The 23,657-nt window shown below is 45.7% G+C and carries 20 protein-coding genes; 6 read left to right on the forward strand and 14 right to left on the reverse strand.

Features of this window, described 5'->3' with window-relative positions; translation table 11 throughout:
* Positions 1-50: 50 nt before the first annotated feature.
* From gabT to AB4503_RS17315, 8 genes are all read right to left on the reverse strand, one after another.
* Positions 51-1,322 (reverse strand): 4-aminobutyrate--2-oxoglutarate transaminase, encoded by a 1,272-nt coding sequence (gene gabT / locus AB4503_RS17280; RefSeq protein WP_017065005.1) that lies wholly within the window; start codon positions 1,320-1,322, stop codon positions 51-53.
* Positions 1,323-1,337: 15 nt separating this feature from the next.
* Entirely contained in the window at positions 1,338-2,765 is a 1,428-nt protein-coding gene (locus AB4503_RS17285) for an NAD-dependent succinate-semialdehyde dehydrogenase (RefSeq protein WP_372115449.1), read from the reverse strand.
* Between the two features lie 93 nt (positions 2,766-2,858).
* Positions 2,859-3,941, reverse strand: coding sequence for an agmatine deiminase (gene aguA, locus AB4503_RS17290; RefSeq protein ID WP_017065007.1), 1,083 nt, complete (start codon positions 3,939-3,941; stop codon positions 2,859-2,861).
* Between the two features lie 11 nt (positions 3,942-3,952).
* The gene (aguB, locus tag AB4503_RS17295) at positions 3,953-4,819 is read right to left on the reverse strand and encodes an N-carbamoylputrescine amidase (protein WP_372115450.1); all 867 of its coding nucleotides are present in this window, start codon (positions 4,817-4,819) and stop codon (positions 3,953-3,955) included.
* Between the two features lie 21 nt (positions 4,820-4,840).
* On the reverse strand, positions 4,841-6,118 hold the full coding sequence (locus tag AB4503_RS17300; protein WP_372115451.1) for an NAD(P)/FAD-dependent oxidoreductase: 1,278 nt from the start codon (positions 6,116-6,118) through the stop codon (positions 4,841-4,843).
* 30 nt (positions 6,119-6,148) lie between these two features.
* Complete coding sequence (locus AB4503_RS17305) at positions 6,149-7,633, reverse strand: aldehyde dehydrogenase (RefSeq protein WP_372115452.1); 1,485 nt, start codon at positions 7,631-7,633, stop codon at positions 6,149-6,151.
* Positions 7,634-7,669: 36 nt separating this feature from the next.
* A complete protein-coding gene (gene puuR / locus AB4503_RS17310; RefSeq protein WP_017065011.1) occupies positions 7,670-8,227 on the reverse strand; it encodes an HTH-type transcriptional regulator PuuR in 558 nt (185 codons plus the stop codon).
* A 16-nt stretch (positions 8,228-8,243) separates the two neighbouring features.
* Entirely contained in the window at positions 8,244-8,990 is a 747-nt protein-coding gene (locus AB4503_RS17315) for a gamma-glutamyl-gamma-aminobutyrate hydrolase family protein (RefSeq protein ID WP_372115453.1), read from the reverse strand.
* 342 nt (positions 8,991-9,332) lie between these two features.
* Between AB4503_RS17315 and AB4503_RS17320 the strand changes: the two genes are divergently transcribed.
* Together AB4503_RS17320 and AB4503_RS17325 are read left to right on the forward strand one after the other, a co-directional pair.
* Positions 9,333-10,676 (forward strand): glutamine synthetase family protein, encoded by a 1,344-nt coding sequence (locus tag AB4503_RS17320; protein ID WP_372115454.1) that lies wholly within the window; start codon positions 9,333-9,335, stop codon positions 10,674-10,676.
* Positions 10,677-10,693: 17 nt separating this feature from the next.
* Complete coding sequence (locus AB4503_RS17325; protein ID WP_017067343.1) at positions 10,694-12,169, forward strand: Na+/H+ antiporter NhaC family protein; 1,476 nt, start codon at positions 10,694-10,696, stop codon at positions 12,167-12,169.
* Between the two features lie 109 nt (positions 12,170-12,278).
* Here the strand turns inward: AB4503_RS17325 and AB4503_RS17330 are convergent, their stop codons facing one another.
* From AB4503_RS17330 to gcl, 5 genes are all read right to left on the reverse strand, one after another.
* Positions 12,279-12,893: a TetR/AcrR family transcriptional regulator gene (locus AB4503_RS17330; RefSeq protein ID WP_372115455.1), complete on the reverse strand. Its 615-nt coding sequence runs from the start codon at positions 12,891-12,893 to the stop codon at positions 12,279-12,281.
* Between the two features lie 163 nt (positions 12,894-13,056).
* Positions 13,057-14,367 carry a glycerate kinase gene (locus AB4503_RS17335; protein WP_372115456.1) on the reverse strand — a complete coding sequence of 437 codons (1,311 nt, stop codon included), beginning with the start codon at positions 14,365-14,367 and terminating at the stop codon, positions 13,057-13,059.
* A gap of 238 nt (positions 14,368-14,605) precedes the next feature.
* Positions 14,606-15,502 (reverse strand): 2-hydroxy-3-oxopropionate reductase, encoded by an 897-nt coding sequence (locus tag AB4503_RS17340; protein ID WP_372115457.1) that lies wholly within the window; start codon positions 15,500-15,502, stop codon positions 14,606-14,608.
* A gap of 37 nt (positions 15,503-15,539) precedes the next feature.
* On the reverse strand, positions 15,540-16,316 hold the full coding sequence (gene hyi, locus AB4503_RS17345; RefSeq protein WP_017075254.1) for a hydroxypyruvate isomerase: 777 nt from the start codon (positions 16,314-16,316) through the stop codon (positions 15,540-15,542).
* A 152-nt stretch (positions 16,317-16,468) separates the two neighbouring features.
* Positions 16,469-18,241 carry a glyoxylate carboligase gene (gene gcl / locus AB4503_RS17350; protein WP_102445661.1) on the reverse strand — a complete coding sequence of 591 codons (1,773 nt, stop codon included), beginning with the start codon at positions 18,239-18,241 and terminating at the stop codon, positions 16,469-16,471.
* 314 nt (positions 18,242-18,555) lie between these two features.
* Here gcl and aceB point away from each other — a divergent pair, with 314 nt between their 5' ends.
* Positions 18,556-20,181: a malate synthase A gene (aceB, locus tag AB4503_RS17355; protein ID WP_372115458.1), complete on the forward strand. Its 1,626-nt coding sequence runs from the start codon at positions 18,556-18,558 to the stop codon at positions 20,179-20,181.
* Between the two features lie 104 nt (positions 20,182-20,285).
* Complete coding sequence (locus AB4503_RS17360) at positions 20,286-20,726, forward strand: heme-binding protein (protein ID WP_372115459.1); 441 nt, start codon at positions 20,286-20,288, stop codon at positions 20,724-20,726.
* A 99-nt stretch (positions 20,727-20,825) separates the two neighbouring features.
* On the opposite strand, the gene AB4503_RS17365 is transcribed toward AB4503_RS17360, so the two are convergent.
* On the reverse strand, positions 20,826-21,308 hold the full coding sequence (locus AB4503_RS17365) for a MarR family winged helix-turn-helix transcriptional regulator (protein ID WP_017061583.1): 483 nt from the start codon (positions 21,306-21,308) through the stop codon (positions 20,826-20,828).
* A gap of 123 nt (positions 21,309-21,431) precedes the next feature.
* Between AB4503_RS17365 and AB4503_RS17370 the strand changes: the two genes are divergently transcribed.
* Together AB4503_RS17370 and AB4503_RS17375 are read left to right on the forward strand one after the other, a co-directional pair.
* Positions 21,432-22,325 (forward strand): DMT family transporter, encoded by an 894-nt coding sequence (locus tag AB4503_RS17370; RefSeq protein WP_017065021.1) that lies wholly within the window; start codon positions 21,432-21,434, stop codon positions 22,323-22,325.
* Between the two features lie 332 nt (positions 22,326-22,657).
* The gene (locus tag AB4503_RS17375) at positions 22,658-23,572 is read left to right on the forward strand and encodes a DMT family transporter (protein ID WP_017061581.1); all 915 of its coding nucleotides are present in this window, start codon (positions 22,658-22,660) and stop codon (positions 23,570-23,572) included.
* Positions 23,573-23,657 lie beyond the last annotated feature (85 nt).

A 23,657-nucleotide genomic window follows, 5' to 3' on the forward strand; every position in this document is an offset into this window, starting at 1 on the left:
GAATATCTACAATGACCTTTATATTAAAATACAATGTCTTAACTCAAATCCTAAACAACTTCCAGAATAATTTTCTCAAGCTTATCTAAGCCTTCGCTGAGTACTTCAGATTCAATAGTTAATGGTGGAAGCAGACGAATTACATTCGCTTTTACACCACACGAAAGCAGAATAAGACCATTTTCTTGTGCTTTCGCTATCACCGCTTTAGTTAAGTCCTGCAATGGCTTGCCTGACTCTGGATCAGTAAACTCAATAGCCATCATCGCTCCAGTGGTACGTATTTCACCAATAGCTGGAACCGATTCCTGTAGCTTGCTCATACGGGCATTCACAACCTCACCAATGCCCATTGCTTTAGCACACAATTGCTCTTCTTCGATAATTTTTAGGACTTCTAAACCAGCCACACACCCCAACGGAGAGCCAGCGTAAGTACCACCTAAGCCACCTGGTAGTGCCGAATCCATAACACCGGCTTTTCCCACTACTGCTGAGATAGGGAAACCACCCGCAATACCTTTTGCCATTGTTATCATGTCGGGTTCAATGCCCAGATATTCAGTGGCAAACATTTTACCCGTGCGCGCAAAGCCCGTTTGAATTTCATCCGCGATAAGCATAATGCCGTATTTGTCACACAACTCACGCAGGCCTTGAGCAAACTCCGCGGGGGCTTGATAGAAACCGCCTTCACCTTGCACAGGCTCAAAGATTATCGCCGCCACGCGTGATGGCTCAATATCACACGCAAACAAATCATCGAGCGCTTGCAGGCTTTGTTCTGTGCTTACGCCATGAAAAGCATTTGGGTAAGGTGCATGAAATATTTCATTTGGAAATGGGCCAAAGCCCGCTTTGTAAGGCGCGACTTTACCAGTTAGCCCCATGGTCATATTAGTACGGCCGTGGAAGCCACCTTTAAAAGCAATCACACCACTGCGGCCAGTATGAGCTCTCGCTACTTTCACAGCATTCTCAACCGCTTCAGCTCCTGTTGTCAGGAAAATCGCTTTTTTATCACTGTCACCGGGGGCGAGTTCTGTGAGCTTTTCTGCCAGTTCAACAAAGGAGGCATAAGGCGTCACCATAGCACAAGTGTGTGAAAAGTTATCCAGTTGAGCCTTTACCGCTTCGTTGATACGCTTATTTGCATGCCCTGTATTCGTTACCGCGATACCAGCAGCAAAGTCGATATATTTATTTCCATCCACATCCCACACGTGAGCATTCTCTGCTTTTTCGACATAAAGTGGGTACAGTGCGCCCATGCCTTGAGCGATAACTTCGCTTCTTCTTTGATGTAGTTGTTGATTTGTCATTGTCATGTCCTTTGATTAGTTGCCGCCAAAGCAGAGATATTTGATGCTCATGTATTCATCGATACCTTGTTTTGCCCCTTCACGCCCGATACCGGACTGCTTAACTCCACCGAAAGGGGCTACCTCGGTAGAGATCATGCCTTCGTTAATTCCTACCATGCCGTACTCCAGTGCTTCTGCTATCTTCCATACACGGTGGATATTTTGGCTATAGAAGTAAGACGCTAAGCCATAGATAGTGTCGTTAGCCATTTCGATAAGCTGTTGGTCATCATCAAATTTGATCACAGGAGCGACGGGGCCAAAGATCTCTTGCGAGATAATATCCATATCATGCGTAACGTTTTTGAGAACGACAGGTTGCATGAATAGACCATCAAGAGTTTTCGGCTCAGTAACTGGTTTCGCGCCCTGTTCGATTGCGCCGTCAATGAGGAACTGAATACCTTGTTTTGCTGATTCGCTGATTACCGGACCAACATTTACACCCTCTTCTAGACCATTGCCTACTTTAAGCTGCTGCACTGCTGCATCGAATTTTTCAACAAACTCATCGTACACCTTGTTATGTACATAAAAACGGTTAGCGCAGACGCAAGTTTGACCGGCATTACGAAACTTAGACGCCATTGCACCAAGCACAGCCGCATCAATATCTGCATCATCAAATACGATAAATGGTGCATTTCCACCGAGCTCCATTGACGTTCGCTTGATGTCGTTTGCACTTTGCTGCATCAGCACTCTTCCAACTTGCGTAGAGCCCGTGAAAGAGAGCTTACGAATCAGAGGATGTGAGGTAAAAATACCGCCAACTTGACGAGAATTCGCGCCCAATACCACTTGCAGTACATCACGAGGAATGCCCGCTTGATATGCTAGCTCAGCTACAGCAAAAGCAGATAAAGGTGTGGATTCAGACGGCTTCACAATAAAACTACAGCCAGCCGCAAGTGCTGGACCTGCCTTACGAGTTATCATTGCAATAGGAAAATTCCACGGAGTAATCGCACAAGCTACTCCAATAGGTTGTTTCATAGTTACAAGGCGTTTGTCGCTACTTGGCGCTGGAATTGTCTCACCATAGGTACGCTTCGCTTCTTCAGCAAACCACTCGATAAAGCTTGCGCCGTACAACACCTCACCTTGTGCTTCTGCCCATGGCTTGCCTTGCTCTAACGTCATCAGGCGACCGAGATCTTCCTTGTTATCAAGTAACAACTGATACCATTTTTGTAGTAAACCAGAACGGGTTTTGGCTGGCAGCAAAGCCCACTCTTTTTGCGCGAAGCTTGCACGCTCGACCCCATCTAAAATGTCATGTTCAGACGACACTGGTGCATAACCAAGTATTTCACCCGTCGCGGGGTTACTTACAGCAATACCTTGGTCTTGATTTAGCACCATAAACGACAGCAATGATTGATTTGTAATTTGTTGCATGGGGATTCCTTTTGACAGCTTTACCTTGGCGTCTACTGATAGTTACCCTACCAAGCAGAAAACCAATAGTTCATTGTTTTAATAATGGTTTTCCTAAGCAGGGATCTGCTGAGTAATGCAGTGGATGTTACCTCCACCCAGCAAAACCTCACGCGTTGGTATACCAACGACTTGATGTTCAGGCATCGCTTGCCGCAATATTTTTATTGCCTGCTCGTCAGTTCTATCATCGAGCAATGGCAAAAACACATAACCATTCGCGATAAGAAAGTTGGCATAAGAAGCACTTAACCTTTCCCCTGCATCACGTGTCATTCCATCACTTTTATCAATTCCGCTTGCTTCTGCTTCGCTATAGTGCAAAGGCCCTGGCAACGGTAAACGGATGATTTCAATCTCTCGACCTTTAGCATCAGATTGATCTTTTAACACTTGTTCCGCCTGACGAGATAATGCGAATTGTGGGTCTGATGGATCATCTGTCCAACTCAATACCACTTTCCCCGGGGCAATTACATGCATCAAATTATCAACATGTCCGTCAGTTTCATCATCGAATAGTCCTTTAGGCAGCCAAATGACCTTTTCAATACCTAGATATTCTTTGAGATGTGTTTCTATCTGTTGTTGATTCAACTCAGGGTTGCGTCCCGGACTAAGCAAACACTCTTCTGTTGTATAGAGCGTACCTTCGCCATCAGTATGAATTGAGCCCCCCTCTAAAACGAATGGGGCGTTGTAGTGATCAATTCCGATAATGTCACATACTGAGCTAGCCACTAGGTCGTCCTGCTGCCAGTTTTCATAGAGGCCATTATAGTCACCACCCCAAGCGTTAAACTGCCAGTTGATTCCACGACGCTCGCCGTCTTGATTCACCAACACTGTGGGCCCAATATCACGCATCCACGCATCATTGAATGGGATTTCAACAAGCCGAATATCTGAATGAAGCAATGTTCTCGCCTTATCAAATTGCTTCGCACTCACGGCGACACAAACCTTAGTCACTTCTGCTATTGCATTCGCAATGCTAGCGAATGTTTGCTGGGCAGGAAGGGCGTTATCACGCCAATTGTCTCGTCTTTCTGGCCAAGCCAACCAAACTTCTTCAATAGGATGAAACTCAGCTGGAAAGTAGAACCCATCTTGCAGTGGTGTTGTCGATAACTGCATAGTCTGCCCCTTTAAACTGCTAGTTTGCCCACAGAGCCATATAGATCTGGGCGGCGGTCACGGAACAGCCCCCACGAGTGACGCGCTTGAGCCGTTGCGGCTAAATCAATCCCCGCGTAAATGATAGCTTCCTCATCACGTGGCGCTTCTGCCAACTTGCCACCAGTATGATCGGTAATAAAAGAAGAACCGTAGAATGTGGTTTCAATGCCATCATCACATTCTGTGCCTACGCGATTAGACGCAATCACAGGAACCAAGTTTGCAGCGGAATGGCCTTGCATAGTGCGTTGCCAGTGATCACGAGAATCTAAAGTTGGATCTTGTGGTTCGCTGCCAATAGCGGTTGGGTAAAAAATGGCTTCTGCACCATGTAACGCTAAGCTACGAGCAAGCTCGGGAAACCATTGATCCCAGCAAATACCAGCGCCGAACTTACCAAACTGGGTTTGCCATACTTTGAAACCAGTATCTCCAGGACTAAAATAGTATTTTTCGCTATAACCCGGACCATCCGGGATGTGTGATTTGCGGTAGTTATCTAGCACAGTGCCATCGGCATCAATCATCACTAATGAGTTAAAGAAGGTATTGCCCGCTTTTTCAAAATAACTAACTGGAATCACGACCCCGAGTTCTTTTGCCAATGCACTCATCTCTGTTATCAACAGACAATTGTCTACTTCCTCAGCCAACTCAAAATACTTAGCTTCTTGCTTCTTACAAAAATAAGGAGCAGCGAACAATTCCTGCGGCAAAACCACATTGGCACCGTTACTCGCAGCTTCACGAATCGCTTGCTTAGCTTTATTTAGGTTATCTTCTAGATCCCAGCTTTTGGTCAGTTGCAGGGCCGCGAATTTTACTACTCTACTCATTGGATGTTCCTTATCGTCCGGTTAGATAGCCAGTTTATCTCTTAGGTTGTAATACGCTGCGCCAACTGCTGTGAATGGTATTTGGAAGTGACGTCCACCAGGGAAGGCGTAGTGCTTGAGTTGTGCGAAGGCATCAAATCGTTCGGCATGCCCTGTTAAGGCTTCTGCCAATAACTTGCCAGCCAAGTGAGTACAGGTAACTCCATGACCACTGTAGCCTTGCAAATAATAAATATTGTCGTCGAATGCGCCGAACTGCGGCATACGTGAGTAGGTAAGTAAGAAGTTACCAGTCCATGTGTAATCAATCTTGATACCTTTAAGTTGAGGGAAAATACCTTCTAACTTAGGACGAATCAGAGACTCAATGTCTTGAGGGTCACGAGCGCCATAAACCACCCCGCCCCCAAACAACAAGCGTTTGTCGGCACTCAATCGGAAATAGTCCAGTAAGTAATTACAGTCTTCAACGCAGTAGTCACTTGGTAAAACCTGTTTTAGTTGCTCATCGGTAAGCGGCTCTGTCGCCACGACTTGAGTTCCACATGGGATGGCTTTGTTACTGATATTCGGAGCCAACCCACCTAAGTAGGCGTTGCCAGCTAACACCAAGTATTTACTCTTCACGCTACCGCTCGCTGTTCTTGCAACAGGATTCGCACCTTTTTCAATGGACGTTACCGTTGATTGTTCAAAAATTTGGCCACCAAGAGAAACAAATGCTGCGGCTTCCCCCAATGCGAGTTTAAGCGGATGAATGTGCCCACCTCGCATATCAAGCAAGCCACCGGTGTAAGCTTGAGTACCAACCGCCTCTTCTACTTGGCTAGCATCCAACATGGTGAGCTGGTCATTACCATATCGCTCCCAGTTTTTCTTATGATGCTCTAAACCTATTAACTGCTTTTTGTTTAGCGCGGTAAATAGGCCACCGCGTTTGTGGTCACACTCAATATCGTATTTTTCGATTAGGCCACGAATGACATCTCCGCCTTCGAAAATCATGTCACACAGGGCTTTAGCCTGGGGTTGGTCGTAACGGCTTTCTATTACATCAACATCTCGGCTGTAGCTATTGACGATCTGTCCACCATTACGACCAGTTGCTCCAAAACCAACTTTGGCACTCTCTAGTACCACTACCTTAAAACCTTTCTCGGCTAAATGAAGAGCCGAAGATAAACCTGAAAACCCAGCCCCAACCACACACACATCACACTCAATGTTGTCTTGCAGTTGTGGGAACACTGGCATGTTCGGGATAGAGTGGGCGTAAAACGAATCCGTATGCTTATTCATAGTGATATTCCTTTATTAATCATCAGCAGGCTAAGGGTGAAGGCGAATCCAAGTGGTTTTGGTTTCTGTGAATTTTTCGATGGCGTGCAGTGATTTATCACGGCCGTTACCACTCATTTTGAACCCACCAAAAGGGACGGTCATATCACCTTCGTTGTAGTTGTTCACCCAAACAGAACCTGCCTGAAGCTGTTTAGCTACACGGTGTACGCGGTTAATGTTATTGCTCCAAAGCGCCGCACCTAAACCGTATTTTGAGTCATTGGCGATTGCGACGGCTTCAGCTTCATCTTTAAATGAGATAACACAAAGTACAGGACCAAAGATCTCTTCCTGGGCGACACGCATTTTATTGTCAACGTTATCAAGAATGGTCGGCTCAACAAATGCACCTTTGCCTTCAACATCACCCCCGCAACGAAGAACTGCACCTTCCGCTTGGCCAAGCTCTATATATTCAAGCACTTTTGATTTGTGACCTTGATCGATGAGCGCTCCCATCGAAGATGAGGTGTCCATTGGGTCTTTCGGCATAAAGGATTGACCCGCAGAAATAACTTTATCAACAAAGCGATCTTTGATGCTTTCGTGCACTAATAAACGAGTTGCAGCGACACAGACTTCGCCTTGGTTATAGAAGCAACCACCAGCGGTTTCTGCGGCTGCACGATCGAGGTCTTCGCAGTCTTCAAATACGATATTGGCATTCTTACCACCAGCCTCAGCAAACACACGCTTAAGATTGGTTTCACCAGAACGAACCATTAATTGACCAGCAATACGAGTGGAACCCGTAAATGCAATACAGTCGACGTCATGGTGTTTCGCTAAAGCATCACCGGCTTCATGGCCAAAGCCTGTAACGACTTGAAAAACGCCACGTGGTAAGCCTGCTTGATTGGCGAGTTGACCAATATAAATAGCAGTGAGAGAAGATTTTTCAGAGGGTTTAAGAATAACGCTATTACCTGCTGCTAATGCAGGGCCAAGTTTCCAGCAAGCTAACCATAATGGAAAGTTCCATGGAACTACCGCTGCAACAACACCGATAGCTTGATGAGAAACAAAGGCGTGTACATCTTGTTCCGTTGGCGCGACTTCCCCATACACTTTATCGATGGCTTCTGCATACCAACGCAGTGCACTTGCAGCACCAGGGATATCGGTTGAAAAGCTATGGCTGATTGGCTTACCCGTATCTAGGGTTTCCAGCAACGCAAGTTCTTCACGATGTTGGTCAATCAGCGTTGCAAATTGGCTGAGTACCGCTTTGCGATATGACGGAGCGCTGTTGCTCCATTCACCAGAAAGGAAAGCTTGACGAGCACATGTTACCGCAAGCTCAACATCTTCTTCTTGGCAACGAGCTATCTGGGTCAGTGTCTCGTCGGTAGCCGGGTTAACAACATCTAGAGTTTCTCCACTGATAGCTGCGCTATATTCGCCATTAATAAAGGCACGATTTTCGATGTTTAGATTGTTTCTCAGTTCAATCCATTGTTCTTGGGTTTTCATACGCTCTCCTTGTTATCACAACAAGGCAAGGCCCACTTAGAATGTGGTTGGCGTATGCGCGCTTATCATTCGACAAGCCTTGTCTGTGTGATTTGTGAACTTGTGCGGCTGCGTCGTATCAATAATGTACGATTCACCTTGTTTAAGGACAAAAGATTGCTCTTTGTATTCCAGAGTGATTTCGCCCTCTAAAATAGTGCCGATCTCTTCGCCTTCATGTTTAATTTCCGCCGCACCCGTTGTGCCGTGGGGGGCATACTCTTCAATCAAAAATCCAATTACCTGTTCTTTGCTGCCGTTGGTTACCAATTTCATTGAAACCGACTCACTGCCCATTTCAACCAACTCTTCAGGTGCAACGACAACCTTCACTTCATCGCTTTTGGGTTGTTCAAGTGTGAAAAACTCCGAAAGAGATAAAGAAAAAACATTCACTATTTTTTGCAACGAACTTACTGAAGGGCTTACCTTCGCATTCTCAATCGAAGAGATCGCGCTATGTGTAATACCTGCTCGTTCGGCTAATTCTCGTTGTGACAATCCATGTTCTTTTCTTAATCGAACAATATTTTTACCAATCTCTTGGTTGTCCATGTAGGTGGCTCCTAACTTATAGAGAGGCCGCCATCATAAATTCTTTAAACAAAATTTGAGAGAAATGATTCGTTTTTGCTTTCCATTCTGGGTGCCACTGCACGCCAACAAAGAATTTTTGCCCTGGAAGACTAAACGCTTCCACTAAACCATCCGGTGCTTTAGCTTCCACAGTCAGTTGGGGAGCTAATTGGTCAATCCCTTGGTTATGAAGAGTATTAACCTCAAAAAAGATAGTGTTTTCCCAATGATTTTCAGTCAGCCATTTCTCAAACAAACTTTGTTTTTGCACCAACACCGCGTGTGATGGAGCGTACTTTTCCTCAAAGTCTTCGACCTCACTCTCTCTATGGTCGTTGAAACCTGAATCATGAACTGCTGGGTTCAGTGAGCCTCCCAGAGCAACATTCATCTCTTGAAATCCACGGCAAACACCAAAACACGGAATGTCTTTGTCTATCGCTTGACGAATCAAAGTAAAGGAAAGCTCATCTCGAGCTTCATCTTTCTTAGACTCTTCATGAGTGCCGTTGTAATGATGTGGTGCCACATTTGAGTGACTCCCCGGAAATAAAAAACCGTCGCAGATGTTAAGAAGACGCTCAACGTCTTCACTTGCCATATCCGGAGCCAATATCAGTGGCAACCCACCAAAGTCTTTCACAGCCGTGAGGTAAAAATTATTCACTGCCTGTATTTGATAGCCACCCAATTCTTTAGCGCAACTAACAATTCCAATAATGGGTTTGCTTGTTCTAGACATGTTACTTCCCTGCTCGATTTATTTAACACTTACACTACAAATCATGTACAAAATTATCAACACCGATGTTCGATATTATGACCAAAGCGTGACCAAACCAACCTTTTTGGTCAAAAAAACGACTAATTTTGGACATTATATTGAGCAAAACACAATCAACTGTTACAAAATAGTTAACATAAACATCTTTCAATAAAATTGTAAATTTCAAAGTAATCAACGCAAGCTTATGTATTAAAAGGAAATAACCTTTAAAACTAGACTTTAGTCTAATTGGTACAATTGACTTGTTTCTTTTTTATTACTTTTAATTTACCAAATAGAGGCTAGTTGGAGAACACAATGGAATCGTATCTACAGGAAGTTAAAAATTTTCGACAAAAATGGCCCAACATCGAGTTTGTTGATCTGATTTTTACCGACATCAATGCCACACCAAGAGGCAAGCGCATCCCAGTAAGTGCACTACACAAGCTGCATAAAGGAGTAGCTCTTCCCCTCTCGACAATTACTTTAGATACCAAAGGTAATGTGGTTGAAACAGCAGGGTTAGGTGAAGAATTGGGAGAACCAGACAACATGTGTTTCCCAATTGCGGATACATTGATGCCTACCGCTAAAGAGCAAGTGGGCCAAATAATGTTGAGTATGATGGATGAGTCAGCCCACACCCCAAACCCGCTCTTTATTCGTAATATCGTCAGTGAAATTCTCGAAAAGTTACACACCAAAGATCAACATCCATGTGTTGCCTTAGAGCTAGAGTTTTACTTAATAGACAGGAAGCGGGGTGAGATGGGAGCACTACAAACAGCCATCAACCCAAACAAAAAATCACGAGAAAAAGATACCGAAGTCTATGACTTAGATGGTTTGGATGATTACGCAGACTTTTTGGCCGATCTTAACAAAGTCGCTCAAGAACAAGGGTTAAATACTTCGGGGGCACTATCTGAATCCGCCCCAGGACAATTCGAAATTAACTTCAACCACTCTAAAGATGTACTACGAGTGTGTGATGAAATCATCATCGTCAAACGCCTAATTCGTCAAATTGCTAATCAACATGATTTCGATGCTACCTTCATGGCTAAGCCATTTAGTGAGCAAGCTGGTAACGGTATGCACATCCACCTTAGCTTGGTGGATTCCAACGACAATAACCACTTCAGCCAACAAGATGGTGAACCCAGTAATCTCTTTTATCAAACCATGGCCGCGATGCTTGCTCAAACATCCGATTTCATGGCCTTGATTTGCCCTAACGTTAACTCTTACCGCCGCTTTGTTCCAGGAGCTTACGTGCCAACGAAAGCAGACTGGGGCGAGAACCATCGTGGTGTCGCACTGCGTGTTCCTATCAGCGACAGCAACAATCGCCGAATTGAACACCGCATTGCGGGAGCTGACGTTAACCCTTACATTCTCGCTGCAGTAGTACTATCCGCAGTATTAGCGAGTGAAAACTATACCAAAGACCAATGTCCTAACTCCCTCAGTGATGATGCAATAGACTTACCTCTGCGTATGTCTGAAGCTCTCGATCAGCTAGAACGCAGTGAGCTGACCCCGTACATCTCTAAAGAGTTTGTCGATCTATATTTAGCTTGTAAACGAAGTGAACTGGCGGAGTTTGAACGCGCCATCACTCCATTAGAAATCGACTGGATGTTGCACTCAGCATAAACAAAGGAACTACACGTATGACTACGCAAACTAAGGCGTTGGACGCGCCGCTGAAGATCAACAGTCAACACATCATGGTATCTCTATTGGTTGTCGCGACTTTCATTTTCTTCACATCAATTGGATTGAACCACCAAGAAGGAGAGGCCTATGGATGGATGAGCCTTCTCCCTACCGCACTTGTTTTGGTATTCGCCCTAACTACACACCGCACCGTAGAGGCGCTTTTTAGTGGTACCATCGCTGGTGTACTACTACTCAATCCTGCGCAAGCCGTTGAGCAAATTGTCGGCATATCGATGGATGTAATGATGAACGAAACCATTGCATGGATCGTTCTAGTTTGCGGACTGATGGGGGGATTAATCGCAATTCTCGAAAAAGGCGGCAGTATTTTAAGCTTTTCAGATATGTTGGTCACAAAGGTTAAGAGCCGTAAACAATCTATGCTGATGACCTTTTTCCTCGGCATCATGATCTTTATTGATGACTATCTGAACGCGATCGCTATCTCATCATCGATGAAGAAGATTACTGACGGATACAACATCTCCCGTGAAAAACTATCTTATCTAGTCGATTCCACCGCTGCGCCGATTTGTATTCTGGTGCCAATATCAACATGGGCTATTTTCTTTAGCTCACTGCTTGAAGCGAATGGAGTGGCTGAAGCTGGTGAGGGTATCAAAGCATATATTGAAGCGATTCCATACATGGCTTATGGCTGGGTTACGCTGATAATCGTCCTTCTCGTTGCGTTAGAAAAGATGCCGGATTTAGGCGCAATGAAGCAGGCTGAGGAACGAGCGAAGAAAGGTCAAGTACGTCCTGACGGTGCAACAGACATCGACTTTGGCGCAGATATTACAGCGCACACCAACCCAACGATGGGATTAATCAACTTCCTATTGCCTATGGTGGTGTTAGTTGGTGCAAGCTGGTACTTCGGTATTGATCTATTAGCAGGCGTATTTGTCGCAATTATCTTTACTATCTGCTTCTATGGTGTTCAACGTCTAATCTCAATGAATGATATGTTTGAAGCTGTCTACGACGGAATCAAAGTTATGCTGCTGCCATTGGCAACGGTGATTGGTGGATTCATGCTGAAGTCTGTGAATGATTCTCTAGGAGTGACACAATATGTCATCGAGACAGTAAGCCCTTATCTATCGGCGTCTTACTTCCCAGCAATTATCTTTATGATCACCGGTGCATTGGTGTTTGCTACCGCATCTTCTTGGGGAACTTTTGCAGTTGCTATGCCAATCGTATTGCCTCTAGGCGAACAACTTGGCGTACCTCTACATTTAACTATTGCGGCTCTGCTTTCGGCATCAGCAGCGGGCAGTCACTCATGTTTCTTTAGTGACTCAACGGTATTGTCAGCTCAAGGTTCCGGGTGTACCTCAATGCAACACGCAACCACTCAATTCCCCTACGCATTGATAGGTATTGTCGCAACAGCTCTCTTCTTCTTGTTAGTTGGCTAAGCCTCATACAGCTAAAATACAAGCGTAAAAAATGCCTTATTCTACGATAAGGCATTTCAATTTCCTGAAGAGCAAGCTTAAAGCAACTCTCAGCAAGACTCTCCAGCTTTCAAGTGCTCCCTTTCACACCACAGCCTTTAATCACTAACTGTGTGATGAACTGAGCGGCATCGGCATAGTCTTTATCATCGAGCTGTTCTTTCTGCATCACGCTGCAAATCTGCCAGCCAAAATCGGCGTAAGTTTGCGTAGCCGCCCAAATGGTGAACATGAGGTGGTGCGCAGGGACGTCGTCCATTAAGCCTTGCGCTGACCATGTCGAGAACTTATCAAGAATCATCTGGGATTGCTTATACAGCTCGTCACCAATCTCTTTCGGCAGCACTTTCGCGCCAGACATCACTTCATTGGCAAATACCTTAGAGGCATGTGGATGATCGCGAGAAATGATCAGCTTGGTTTGAATATATTGAGACAAAGCTTCAACAGGATCGCTGAGCTCTTCAATCGGACGAGACGCTTCTAGTAAGGGTTGAGTGACGGTTTCAAGCACAGCGTTGTAGAGCTTATCTTTAGAGTTGAAATAATAGAATACGTTAGGCTTGGGAATGTCGGCCGCTTTCGCGATATCGGCCATTTTTGTTGCAGCATAACCATGAGTGGCGAATTGTTCACACGCGACTTCGATGATTAAATCTTGATTCTTTTGTCTGATCCTAGACATATTGCATCCTTTACAGCTCGTTACTAAAATCATAGTAATCAACGTGCTTCATTAGTCCAGAAGATAATTTCAGAACTCAAGGTCACCGCATTGATAACAATAAAATGGCCGCTCTATTTGTTAAGAAGCGACCATTCCATACCGTGTTTTTGAACTGTTCAAGTTAAAGAATCAATATCGCGCGGAAGTCATTCACATTGGTCAGCGTTGGCCCCGTGGTTAGAAGCACATCGACTTGCTTGAAGAAATCGTAACTGTTATTCGCATCGAGGTAATCTTGCGCTTTAAGCGACAGGCTCGAACCTTGTTGCCATGTTTGAGGTGTGATCCACGCGCCCGCATTGTCTTCCACGCCATCAATCCCGTCGGTATCAGCAGCCAATGCAAATATGTTGTCTTGGCCTTTGAGCTCGTTATATAGGCTCAACAAGAACTCACAATTACGCCCACCGCGACCCTTGCCTTTAACGGTTACTGTGGTTTCGCCACCGGAAAGTATCACGCAAGGCGTCTCAAATGGGTGCTTATGATTGGCGACTTGCTTAGCCAGCGCAGCGTGAACTTTCGCGACATCTCGCGCTTCTCCCTCTATACAATCACTCAACACATAAGCAGGAATACCCAAGCCTTCAGCCTCTGCCGCAGCAGATTCCAATGCCGACATCGGGGTGGCGATAATATGGTGCTCGGCGTTTTTCCAACATACGTCATCTGGCTTTACGGTTTCTGACTCTGGATTATTTAACCATTCAAATGCCGTGCGTGGTGTTTCTATTTGGTAACGCTCTAAAATTGCCATCGCATCAAAACGCGTGGTGGCGTCGGGTACGGTTGGGCCTGATGCAATCACACTGATGTCATCGCCAGGTACATCTGAAATCGCTAAAGAGACTACTCTTGCTGGATACGCAGCTTTCGCTAGTTGCCCACCTTTGATAGACGATAAGTGTTTACGCACACAGTTCATCTCATCAATGGCTGCGCCCGACTTGAGCAGCGCCTTATTGATTTGTTGCTTCTCAGCCAAGCTAATGTCGCCACCGGGCAGGCTTAGCAAAGCAGAACCGCCGCCAGACAGTAGACAAATAACGGTGTCGTCAGTACTCAGGCCACTCACTAATTCCAGCATACGTTGGCTCACTTCTAAGCCCATCGCATCCGGGACGGGATGCGCCGCTTCGATCACCTCAATGTGTTCGCAAGGTTCGGTGTGTTCGTAGCGGGTCACGACGAGACCTTCAAGGTCACGCAGTGCGAGATCTTGCTGTTGCTTAACTTGCCAGACGGCCTCTAGCTCAGCGGCCATCGACGCGGCCGCTTTTCCTGCTCCTATCACCACAGTACGCCCGGCTTGATTAGCAAAGCGATAGAAAATGTCTTGAGGAAGAAAAGGTTCGATGTGATTTTTGGGTAGTGCCTGATTAACAGCACTTGAGAAAAGGGTTTGTAGAAACTGCTTAGCATCAATGTCCATCAGCCACTCCTTAGTTGACGGAGAAAAAAAGAACCCCGATACAAGGCTAGAGGGTGCCTGCTAAGATCAAGTTAGAAAGGAACAACTTCAACCTCTGCCTCGTATCAGGAACGCGTATAAAAGGAGACGAAACTACGCGATTTATAAACAAACTGTTGGGCTACGAATCGATTGCAGCCCTAATTAACGGATAATCGGTAGATTGACTAACCACTAAACGGATAAACCGTTAACTAGATTAACGAATCGAGTGGTCAGAGCGTTTCTCAATCGCTTGAATAAGCGCAGAGTGGTCCCAACCTTCACCGCCCATTTCGGCACACTCGCCAAACAGCTCTTGTGCATTTGCCGTGTTCGGTAGCGCAACCCCTAGCTCCTGTGCGCCCGTTAGCGCAAGATTTAAGTCTTTTTGGTGAAGTGAGATTCTAAAGCCAGGGTCGAATGTGCCTTCAACCATACGCTCACCGTGCACTTCCAATATCTTAGAGTTAGCAAAGCCACCTAATAAAGCCTGACGTACTCGCGCTGGATCAGCGCCTGCTTTCGAAGCAAAGACTAACGCCTCAGACACGGCTTCGATATTCAGAGCAACAATGATCTGGTTCGCCACCTTACAGGTTTGACCCGCACCGTTGTCGCCCACCAGCGTAATATTCTTACCCATGATTTCAAATAGCGGACGTGCTTTGTCAAAGGCGTCTTGCTCACCGCCCACCATGATAGTCAGCGCTGCATTAATCGCGCCTACTTCGCCACCTGATACCGGTGCATCGAGGTATGAAGCACCGCCTTCGTTGATTCGCGCTGCAATCGCTTTGGTTGCGATTGGTGAGATTGAACTCATATCGATAACCAGTTTTCCAGCAGCGCCACCGGCGTTAAGGCCTTGCTCGACGCCATTGTCACCAAACAGGACGTCTTCTACTTGAGGGGTATTCGGCACCATTAAGATAATGATACCTGCTGCTTCAGCCGCTTCCGCGGGTGAATGACAGACCGTTGCACCCGCTGCCACAAGATCGGCAGGTGCTGCATTAAAGTGATCCGACAGAATCAAATCGTGACCTGCTTTTTGAAGGTTACTCGCCATAGGTTTCCCCATGATGCCAGTTCCGATAAATGCAATTTTAGACATGTTGTTCTCCTTAACGTTTGAGGGTTACCAGACGCAATTAACGGTACTGGTGTAGCCAACCAAGGCCTTCTGTCGTCGTTGTTTTTGGCTTGTATTCGCAGCCAACCCAGCCTTGATAACCAAGCTCATCAAGATAATTGAGCACGAATGGGTAATTGATTTCTCCAGTCCCCGGTTCGTGTCGACCTGGATTGTCAGCCAGTTGAACGTGTGCGATTTGACCAATGTTCTGCTGCATGGTCGGCGTAAGATCGCCTTCCATAATCTGCATGTGATAAATATCGTATTGGATAGAAAGGTTATCGCTCCCTACCTCTTTGATGATCGCTTTGGCTTGCTCAGTCGTGTTCAAGAAGAAGCCCGGAATATCACGGGTATTGATCGCCTCTATCACTAAGCTAATGCCTTCTGCTGCTAGCGCGTTCGCCGCGTAATGCAGGTTAATCACAAACGCCGATTGCGCATCTTGTTGGGTCACACCTTGCGGAACAATCCCGGCCAAGCAATTCACTTGAGTACAACCGAGCGCTTTTGCGTAAGCGATAGCTTTAGGTACACCCGCTTGAAACTCTTCAACTCGTGCAGGGTCGACCGCGATACCACGGTCGCCAGCGTCCCAATCACCCGCAGGCAAGTTAAATAGCACTTGCTCTAGGTTATTAGCATCGAGCTTTGCTTTGATTGCCTGAGCATCAAAGGCGTAAGGGAAAAGATACTCCACACCTTGAAAGCCCGCTTCTGCGGCGGCTTCAAAGCGATCCATAAAATCAACTTCCGTGAATAACATTGACAAGTTTGCTGCAAATTTTGCCATGACTCTGTCCTTATTCTTTATTTGGTGAAACTATGACTGTTTAGTGAAGCAACGGTTATTTGGTGGAGCTACGTTTGCTTAGTAAGCCTCGCTCTATTGGAGACTTTCCGTAGAGCTAAACCTCAACTCTACGGATACACATGACTTAATGATTACTTGTACGCCAGCGCCGTTGGAGCATCGCCACGGCTTTCGGCAAGCGGTTCAAATTCGTTAATAGCATTGATCTCAACGCCCATCGCAATGTTGGTTACTCGCTCAAGAATCAACTCAACAACAACCGGGACCTTATGCTTGTTCATCAGCTCTTTGGCTTGCTCAAACGCAGCGGCAATTTGGTCTGGTTCACGAACTCGAATTGCCTTACAGCCTAGGCCTTCAACAACCGCAACATGATCAACACCGTAGCCTTCAAGCTCTGGCGCATTCTGGTTATCAAACGCCAGTTGTACACAATAATCGATATCAAATTGACGCTGTGCTTGGCGAATTAAACCTAGATACGAGTTGTTCACCAACACATGAATATATGGCAGGTTGAATTGCGCGCCAACGGCCAGTTCTTCGATCATGAATTGGAAATCGTAGTCACCAGAGATAGCAACGATATCGCGATTTGGATCAGCAGCTCGTACGCCTAATGCGGCTGGCGTTGTCCAACCCAATGGGCCAGCTTGACCACAGTTGATCCAGTTACGCGGCTTATAAACATGCAGGAACTGAGCGGCAGCAATTTGCGACAAACCAATTGTGCTCACATAACAAGTGTCACGACCAAATGCCTTGTTCATCTCTTCATAAACACGCATCGGTTTCATTGGCGCTTCATCGAAATTGGTTTTACGCAGCATGGTCGATTTGCGTTCCTGACACTCACTTGCCCAAGCATTTCGATTTGGCAGTTTGCCAGCATCACGCCACTCTTGCGCCACTTCAACCATTAGCTCTAGTGCTGCTTTCGCATCAGAGACAATGCCTAAATCTGGGCAGAACACGCGACCGATTTGGGTCGGTTCAATATCAACGTGAACAAACTTTCGGCCTTCGGTGTAAACATCCACAGAACCGGTATGACGGTTAGCCCAGCGGTTACCAACACCAAACACAAAATCAGAATTAAGCATGGTTTCATTGCCATAACGGTGAGAAGTTTGTAGCCCTACCATACCCGCCATTAACTCATGATCATCCGGAATCGAGCCCCAACCCATTAAGGTTGGAATCACAGGAACACCAGTGATCTCGGCAAACTGCTGCAACAATTCAGACGCGCCAGCGTTAATCACGCCACCACCAGATACAATCAAAGGTTTCTCCGATTGAGACATCATGGTTAATGCTTTCTCAACCTGCGCGCGGGTTGCTTGTGGCTTATAAGGTTCTAGCGGTTCATAGGTATCGATATCAAACTCAATCTCAGCCAGCTGAACATCAATCGGTAGATCAATCAGGATTGGACCCGGGCGACCCGAACGCATTAAATGAAAGGCTTTTTGGAATGCGCGTGGCACTTGTGCAGGTTCCAGCACCGTAGTCGCCCACTTAGTCACTGGTTTAGCGATAGATTCAATATCGACCGCTTGAAAATCTTCTTTGTGAAGACGAGCACGTGGCGCTTGGCCGGTGATGCATAGAATTGGAATCGAATCTGCAGTCGCAGAATAAAGACCCGTGATCATGTCCGTTCCCGCAGGACCAGAAGTACCAATACACACACCTATATTGCCTTGATTAGTACGCGTGTACCCTTCAGCCATATGGGATGCACCCTCTACGTGACGAGCTAAGACGTGGTCGATTCCTCCGAGCTTTTTCATAGCCGCATACATAGGGTTAATTGCTGCGCCGGGAACACCAAATGCGATGTCTACACCCTCACGTTTAAGCACCTCTACCGCTGCTTCAATCGCTTTCATAATTGCCATTCGAACCTCCAGTTCAGATTGTATACAATTAAACTAACTTTTGTGTACTATGAACCATCCTCGCTATTTATCAACCCCAGAATGAAACAATTTTGTTACATCAACCCATCACATTAAGTACGTACTCATCCTGAAAAGCTTACAATTCATTGCTTTACATAAAATATCTTTACGTGAAAATAAATTACAAAAAGATCAAATGATAAATAAATGTTAAATACCGTTTGCTTGTTTACAATTTCTACCATATAAATATCCTTAAAAAGATAATTTTGTATACAAAATGACATCGTATTGTGTAAAGGAGACAAGCAATGATGAATGACGTGAAAGAGAGAAAAGATGTGCTGTGTATGCAGGTACTTGGGAAGATGGACAACTCCGAGTACAAAGAGATCTTGTCTAAAGATGCATTAAAGTTCTTAGAAGCCCTTGTTAATAAGTTTGGAGATCGCCGTCATACCCTGCTAAATGACCGCGACATAAAACAAGCTCAATATGACAACGGCGAGTTACCCAATTTCAGAAAGGACACCATCTCCATTCGTCAGAATAAAGAGTGGAAGGTAGCAACACCGCCACCAGAGCTGCTTGATCGCCGCGTAGAAATCACCGGACCTATCGAAAGAAAGATGGTGATCAACGCGCTAAATTCAGGCGCAAAAGTCTTCATGTGTTGCTTTGAGGATGCGTCTTCCCCGACTTGGGCCAATATGGTCGAAGGGCAAATCAACCTAAGAGACGCCAACCTTGGCACCATTAGTTACTTCGATGAGAAGAAGCAGAAGCGTTACCAATTAAACGACGATCCTGCACTGCTGATCGCACGCCCACGAGGCATTCACTTGCCAGAGCAGTCCATTCAATTCAACAATCAGCCTATCGGCGGTTGCTTGATGGACTTCGCCTTGTACTTTTTCCATAACTATCAATCACGAGCACAACAAGGTTTAGGGGTTTACTACTACATTCCCAAGCTTGAGAGCATGGAAGAAGCACAGTGGTGGGACGATATTTTCAGCTTCACCGAAAACTATTTCCACGTACCCAAAGGCACCATTCGTGCGACGGTTTTGATTGAGACGCTTCCAGCCGTATTCCAAATGGAAGAGATCTTGTACGCAATGCGTGATCATATCGTGGCAATGAACTGTGGCCGTTGGGATTACATCTTCAGCTACATCAAAACGCTGAAAAACCATAAAGACCGCATCCTGCCTGACCGCCACGGGATCGGCATGGATCAAGAGTTTCTAAATGCCTATAGCCAACTGTTGGTGCGTACTTGTCATGCTCGCGGCGCACTGGCGATGGGTGGTATGTCGGCCTTTATTCCAGCGAAAGATCCGCAAGAAATGGCGCGTGTAACCGCCAAGGTTATCGAAGATAAGCAAAGAGAATCTCAGAACGGACACGACGGCACATGGGTCGCGCACCCTGCACTGGTTGATTTGGCAATGTCGATCTTTGATAAGCACTTAGATGGCAAAGTAAACCAAATGGATTTTCAAAGCCCGGAGCATGTGATCAATGCAGACTCGTTGCTAAAACCTTGTGAAGGCAGCCGCGACGAAGCAGGAGTACGTAAGAATATACGCATCGCGCTGTATTACATCGAAGCTTGGATTCAAGGCTACGGCTGTGTGCCTATCTACGGCCTCATGGAAGATGCCGCGACTGCTGAGATCTCAAGAGCCAATATCTGGCAGTGGATCCACCACGGTGTCACGCTTGATGACGGCCAAACCTTTACCAAATCACTATTCCACTCTTGGCTTTACCAAGAGCTAGACACGATAAAACATGAAGTCGGAGACTCGCGCTACGCAGCAGGTCGATTTGAAGAGACAGCTGATCTTTTCTATCAACTTTCTACAGCCGAAGAGTTCGCCGCCTTCCTAACTTTACCCAGCTATGGGCTATTACAAGAGTCCAGTTAGGACTCTTGTACCGAGCTGAACCAGTCAATGATTATTCACAAACTAGAGTAATGATTGGCTGGCTGAGCTTGGTACGTATGCCCCTTGAAAAACTAGGAGATAACATGGGAAGTTTGACTCTACAACAAGCGTTAACCATCATTGATGGCACCTTAAAAGCAGGAAACAAGATCCACACAAAACCTTTGACGGTCGCCGTCTTAGACAGCGGTGGCAAGCTGATTTCTCTGCAACGTCAAGACGGCTCTAGCATGATGCGACCAGACATCGCGATTGCTAAAGCGTGGGGAGCACTCGCACTGGGTTGTTCCTCTAGAAAACTCGCCCAAGATGCTGATAATCGACCAGCATTTATCTCCGCCGTAAACGTACTCGCACACGGAAACATGGTGCCAGTGCCAGGGGGCCTACTGATTCGAGATAAGGATAAAACGGTACTTGGTGCGATTGGGGTCAGCGGTGACATCTCAGACATCGACGAAAGTTGCGCCATCAACGGCATTGGTTGTGCAGAACTGTTCAGTGACGAGATGCTGCAAGCTTAACTCGCCAATTCGCTGTACTTGAAGTTCTTAAACAAGCACAAAAAAACCGAAGCGATTAGGCTTCGGTTTTTTATTGAATCTAAAGGAAGATCAGAAAAACTACTCGTACGCGCTCAACCATGTTTTCAGAAGTTGGTTGGTGTTCTTCTTCTGACTCGCAGACAATGATTTAACCAGTTTTTTCTGCATTTCGACATGTTCAGTCATCATTTGGTCAATCAGAATAAGACCATCTTTAGTTAACTGGACACTCACGCTGCGTCTGTCTTCTTTGCTGTGTTCACGACTGATCAGCCCTTTGGCTTCTAGCTTATCAAGGCGATTGGTCATCGCGCCAGATGTCAGCATCATGGATCCAATCAGTTCAGATGGCGTCAGTCGGTAAGGCTTCCCAGAACGTCGCAACGTCGCCAGCACATCAAACTCACCCAGCTTCATGTCGTATTTTTTATGAAGCTCGGCAACTTGCGTCTCCATATACTTGGCAATACGCATAATCCGACCCATCATTGCCATAGGCTCAGTATCTAGTTCGGGCTTTTCCTTTGCCCATTGCTCTACTACGCGGTCGATAGCATCCATTTGCAATCTCGCTCCGTTGTTAGTCTGATTACTTCAAACTAGTTTAACATAAAGATACTTTACAACCACTAGTTCTCAGTATACAGTTCACACAATAGTTATCTTAACGTAAAGATATTTTAAATGAACATATTATTAGCAATGATCCCCGCGTTCTTTTGGGGAACAACCTATGCAGTGACGCAATTTACGCTACAGGAGTGGCCACCATTATTATTGGGTGCTTTGCGTGCGTTACCTGCTGGTTTGTTATTGCTAGCAGTAAAACCAACACTGCCTAAAAAAGGCGAGTGGCAAATCATTTTCACACTGGGCCTTATCAATATCGCGACCTTCTTTGGCTTGATCTTCGTGATGGCGCTAACGCTGCCTTCGGCAATCTCTGGCGTGGGTATGATCTCTGTGCCAGTGTTCGCGATGATCTTCCACTGGGTAGTGAAAAAACAGCGCCCGCATCTGATTCAGGCCCTTTCGGGTATTGGCTTGATCACCTTAGCGTGGATACTGTTTAACCCAAGCCAAATTGCTCTGAACCCAATCGGTTTAGGCGCAATGTTCGCCGCAATAATGTGTATTGTCATCGGCAGCAGCATTACCAAGTCACTGGGTAACCGCATGCACTGGTGGAAGGTATTAACGTGGCAGTTGATTCTGGGTGGTACGATTTTGTCTGTCGCGTCTGGCGTTCATGCATTCATCGACCCGCAGCCTTATGTTAATGCCGTGACTCATTTCGATACTCGTAATGCTATGGGACTCGTGTGGGTGATTGGCCTAAACACAGCGCTGGGTTACGGCATGTATGTGTGGTTGCTACAACGTATGTCGGTGGTTGATTTCACCTTCGGTGGAATCGCAAACCCAGTGGCTGGCATCGTGACAGGCATGGTGTTAATGGGTGAATCATTCACTGCAGTACAATACTCACTAATGACCGGCATGATAGTGATGTCACTGCTACCACAACTTATCCTTGCGGTAAGACAACCCAAACAAGTTAAGCCTGTTACGCAGTAGACGCAGCCTCTTAAACGTATTGCTCAAAAACGCGCCTCATTAAGGGCGCGTTTTTTGTTGCTACGCTAACAGCAATAACCCAACAGCCATACTCGTTGAGTTGACCATTCCTTAAGTTAAATTAAACCTCACAAAGAACAATGACTTTACCTTAACTATCTAAATCGAATTTATTTTCTATAAAATAATCATACTAGAGATTTAATTTCCACAAAAAACTCAAATTAGAGATAAAAAGACAAAACTTTTCTCCGACTACCTTTCTATACTGTGCCACGTCATTAAGGCGCTACAAGCCTATGATTTAAAATAATTATTAATGAGTAGTCACCATGAATTCGAAGTCGCTAACTATTTTGCTTTTTGTCTCTGTTTGCTTAATTTGGGGAACCACTTGGTTCGCTATGGAAGTAGCATTGCATTCTATCCCACCTATTTTTGCTACTGCGTTGCGCTTTTTACTTGCAGCACCTCTGCTTGCAGTATTGGCGAAAGTCTTCAACCAACCACTGCTGTTCCCTAAAGGTAAGCGCCAATGGCTGCTTATTGTTGCGTTGATGTATTTCGCGATTCCGTTTACGTTGATGATCTATGGCGAGCAATACATCTCTTCAGGTTTAGCGTCGATCATCTTCGCCAACATGCCTGTGGCTGTGATGTTGATGTCTGGCTTATTCTTAGGTCTACGACTAGCGAAGCACCAGATATTCGGGTTGATCGCTGCTGTTGTGAGCCTATGTCTAATCCTTGGTAATGAAATGCAGATGGGTGGCGATGACTACCTAATTGGCACGGTTTGCTTAGGCCTTGCTGTTGCGATTCACGCAGTGATGTATGTGCTGGTTCAAAAGCACTGCAAAGGTATTGAAGTACTGACCTACAACGCCGTACCAAGCTTAATTGCAGCTCTATTCTTATTTGCTGTATCAGCTATAGGTGAAAACGTGAATATTGAATCTTTCACTTGGGACTCAATCTCTGCTGTGGTTTACCTAGGCTTTGTGGCGAGTGTTGGCGGCATTGTGGCTTACTTTAAATTAGGTCAGGTTTCGACACCTTTCCAAGCGTCTATCTGCTTCCTAATCTTCCCAGTGGTTGCGCTGCTGATCTCTTGCTACATCAATGGTGAGGTTCTATCTGAACAGTCACTTGTAATGATGATTCCTCTACTTTGCGGCATCTTACTGACCAAAGCACCAAAGGGAATCTTCAAGCTGCGTACCGAATTAAAAACCGTAAGAAACTGATCCGCGTGAAACCTATTTTGCGGATTAGATATACATATCCCACATAAACAAAAAGCTCCAATATCTGAACTGACCCCCAATAGTT

The sequence above is a fragment of the Vibrio sp. 10N.222.55.B11 genome, assembly GCF_041473705.1.
Taxonomy (GTDB): Bacteria; Pseudomonadota; Gammaproteobacteria; order Enterobacterales; family Vibrionaceae; genus Vibrio; species Vibrio crassostreae_C.

What these genes read in the sequence shown, in the direction of transcription:
- gabT (WP_017065005.1), bottom strand. Translation starts at nt 1,322, where the DNA reads ATGACAAATCAACAACTACATCAAAGAAGAAGCGAAGTTATCGCTCAA.
- AB4503_RS17285 (WP_372115449.1), bottom strand. Translation starts at nt 2,765, where the DNA reads ATGCAACAAATTACAAATCAATCATTGCTGTCGTTTATGGTGCTAAAT.
- aguA (WP_017065007.1), bottom strand. Translation starts at nt 3,941, where the DNA reads ATGCAGTTATCGACAACACCACTGCAAGATGGGTTCTACTTTCCAGCT.
- aguB (WP_372115450.1), bottom strand. Translation starts at nt 4,819, where the DNA reads ATGAGTAGAGTAGTAAAATTCGCGGCCCTGCAACTGACCAAAAGCTGG.
- AB4503_RS17300 (WP_372115451.1), bottom strand. Translation starts at nt 6,118, where the DNA reads ATGAATAAGCATACGGATTCGTTTTACGCCCACTCTATCCCGAACATG.
- AB4503_RS17305 (WP_372115452.1), bottom strand. Translation starts at nt 7,633, where the DNA reads ATGAAAACCCAAGAACAATGGATTGAACTGAGAAACAATCTAAACATC.
- puuR (WP_017065011.1), bottom strand. Translation starts at nt 8,227, where the DNA reads ATGGACAACCAAGAGATTGGTAAAAATATTGTTCGATTAAGAAAAGAA.
- AB4503_RS17315 (WP_372115453.1), bottom strand. Translation starts at nt 8,990, where the DNA reads ATGTCTAGAACAAGCAAACCCATTATTGGAATTGTTAGTTGCGCTAAA.
- AB4503_RS17320 (WP_372115454.1), top strand. Translation starts at nt 9,333, where the DNA reads ATGGAATCGTATCTACAGGAAGTTAAAAATTTTCGACAAAAATGGCCC.
- AB4503_RS17325 (WP_017067343.1), top strand. Translation starts at nt 10,694, where the DNA reads ATGACTACGCAAACTAAGGCGTTGGACGCGCCGCTGAAGATCAACAGT.
- AB4503_RS17330 (WP_372115455.1), bottom strand. Translation starts at nt 12,893, where the DNA reads ATGTCTAGGATCAGACAAAAGAATCAAGATTTAATCATCGAAGTCGCG.
- AB4503_RS17335 (WP_372115456.1), bottom strand. Translation starts at nt 14,367, where the DNA reads ATGGACATTGATGCTAAGCAGTTTCTACAAACCCTTTTCTCAAGTGCT.
- AB4503_RS17340 (WP_372115457.1), bottom strand. Translation starts at nt 15,502, where the DNA reads ATGTCTAAAATTGCATTTATCGGAACTGGCATCATGGGGAAACCTATG.
- hyi (WP_017075254.1), bottom strand. Translation starts at nt 16,316, where the DNA reads ATGGCAAAATTTGCAGCAAACTTGTCAATGTTATTCACGGAAGTTGAT.
- gcl (WP_102445661.1), bottom strand. Translation starts at nt 18,241, where the DNA reads ATGGCAATTATGAAAGCGATTGAAGCAGCGGTAGAGGTGCTTAAACGT.
- aceB (WP_372115458.1), top strand. Translation starts at nt 18,556, where the DNA reads ATGATGAATGACGTGAAAGAGAGAAAAGATGTGCTGTGTATGCAGGTA.
- AB4503_RS17360 (WP_372115459.1), top strand. Translation starts at nt 20,286, where the DNA reads ATGGGAAGTTTGACTCTACAACAAGCGTTAACCATCATTGATGGCACC.
- AB4503_RS17365 (WP_017061583.1), bottom strand. Translation starts at nt 21,308, where the DNA reads ATGGATGCTATCGACCGCGTAGTAGAGCAATGGGCAAAGGAAAAGCCC.
- AB4503_RS17370 (WP_017065021.1), top strand. Translation starts at nt 21,432, where the DNA reads ATGAACATATTATTAGCAATGATCCCCGCGTTCTTTTGGGGAACAACC.
- AB4503_RS17375 (WP_017061581.1), top strand. Translation starts at nt 22,658, where the DNA reads ATGAATTCGAAGTCGCTAACTATTTTGCTTTTTGTCTCTGTTTGCTTA.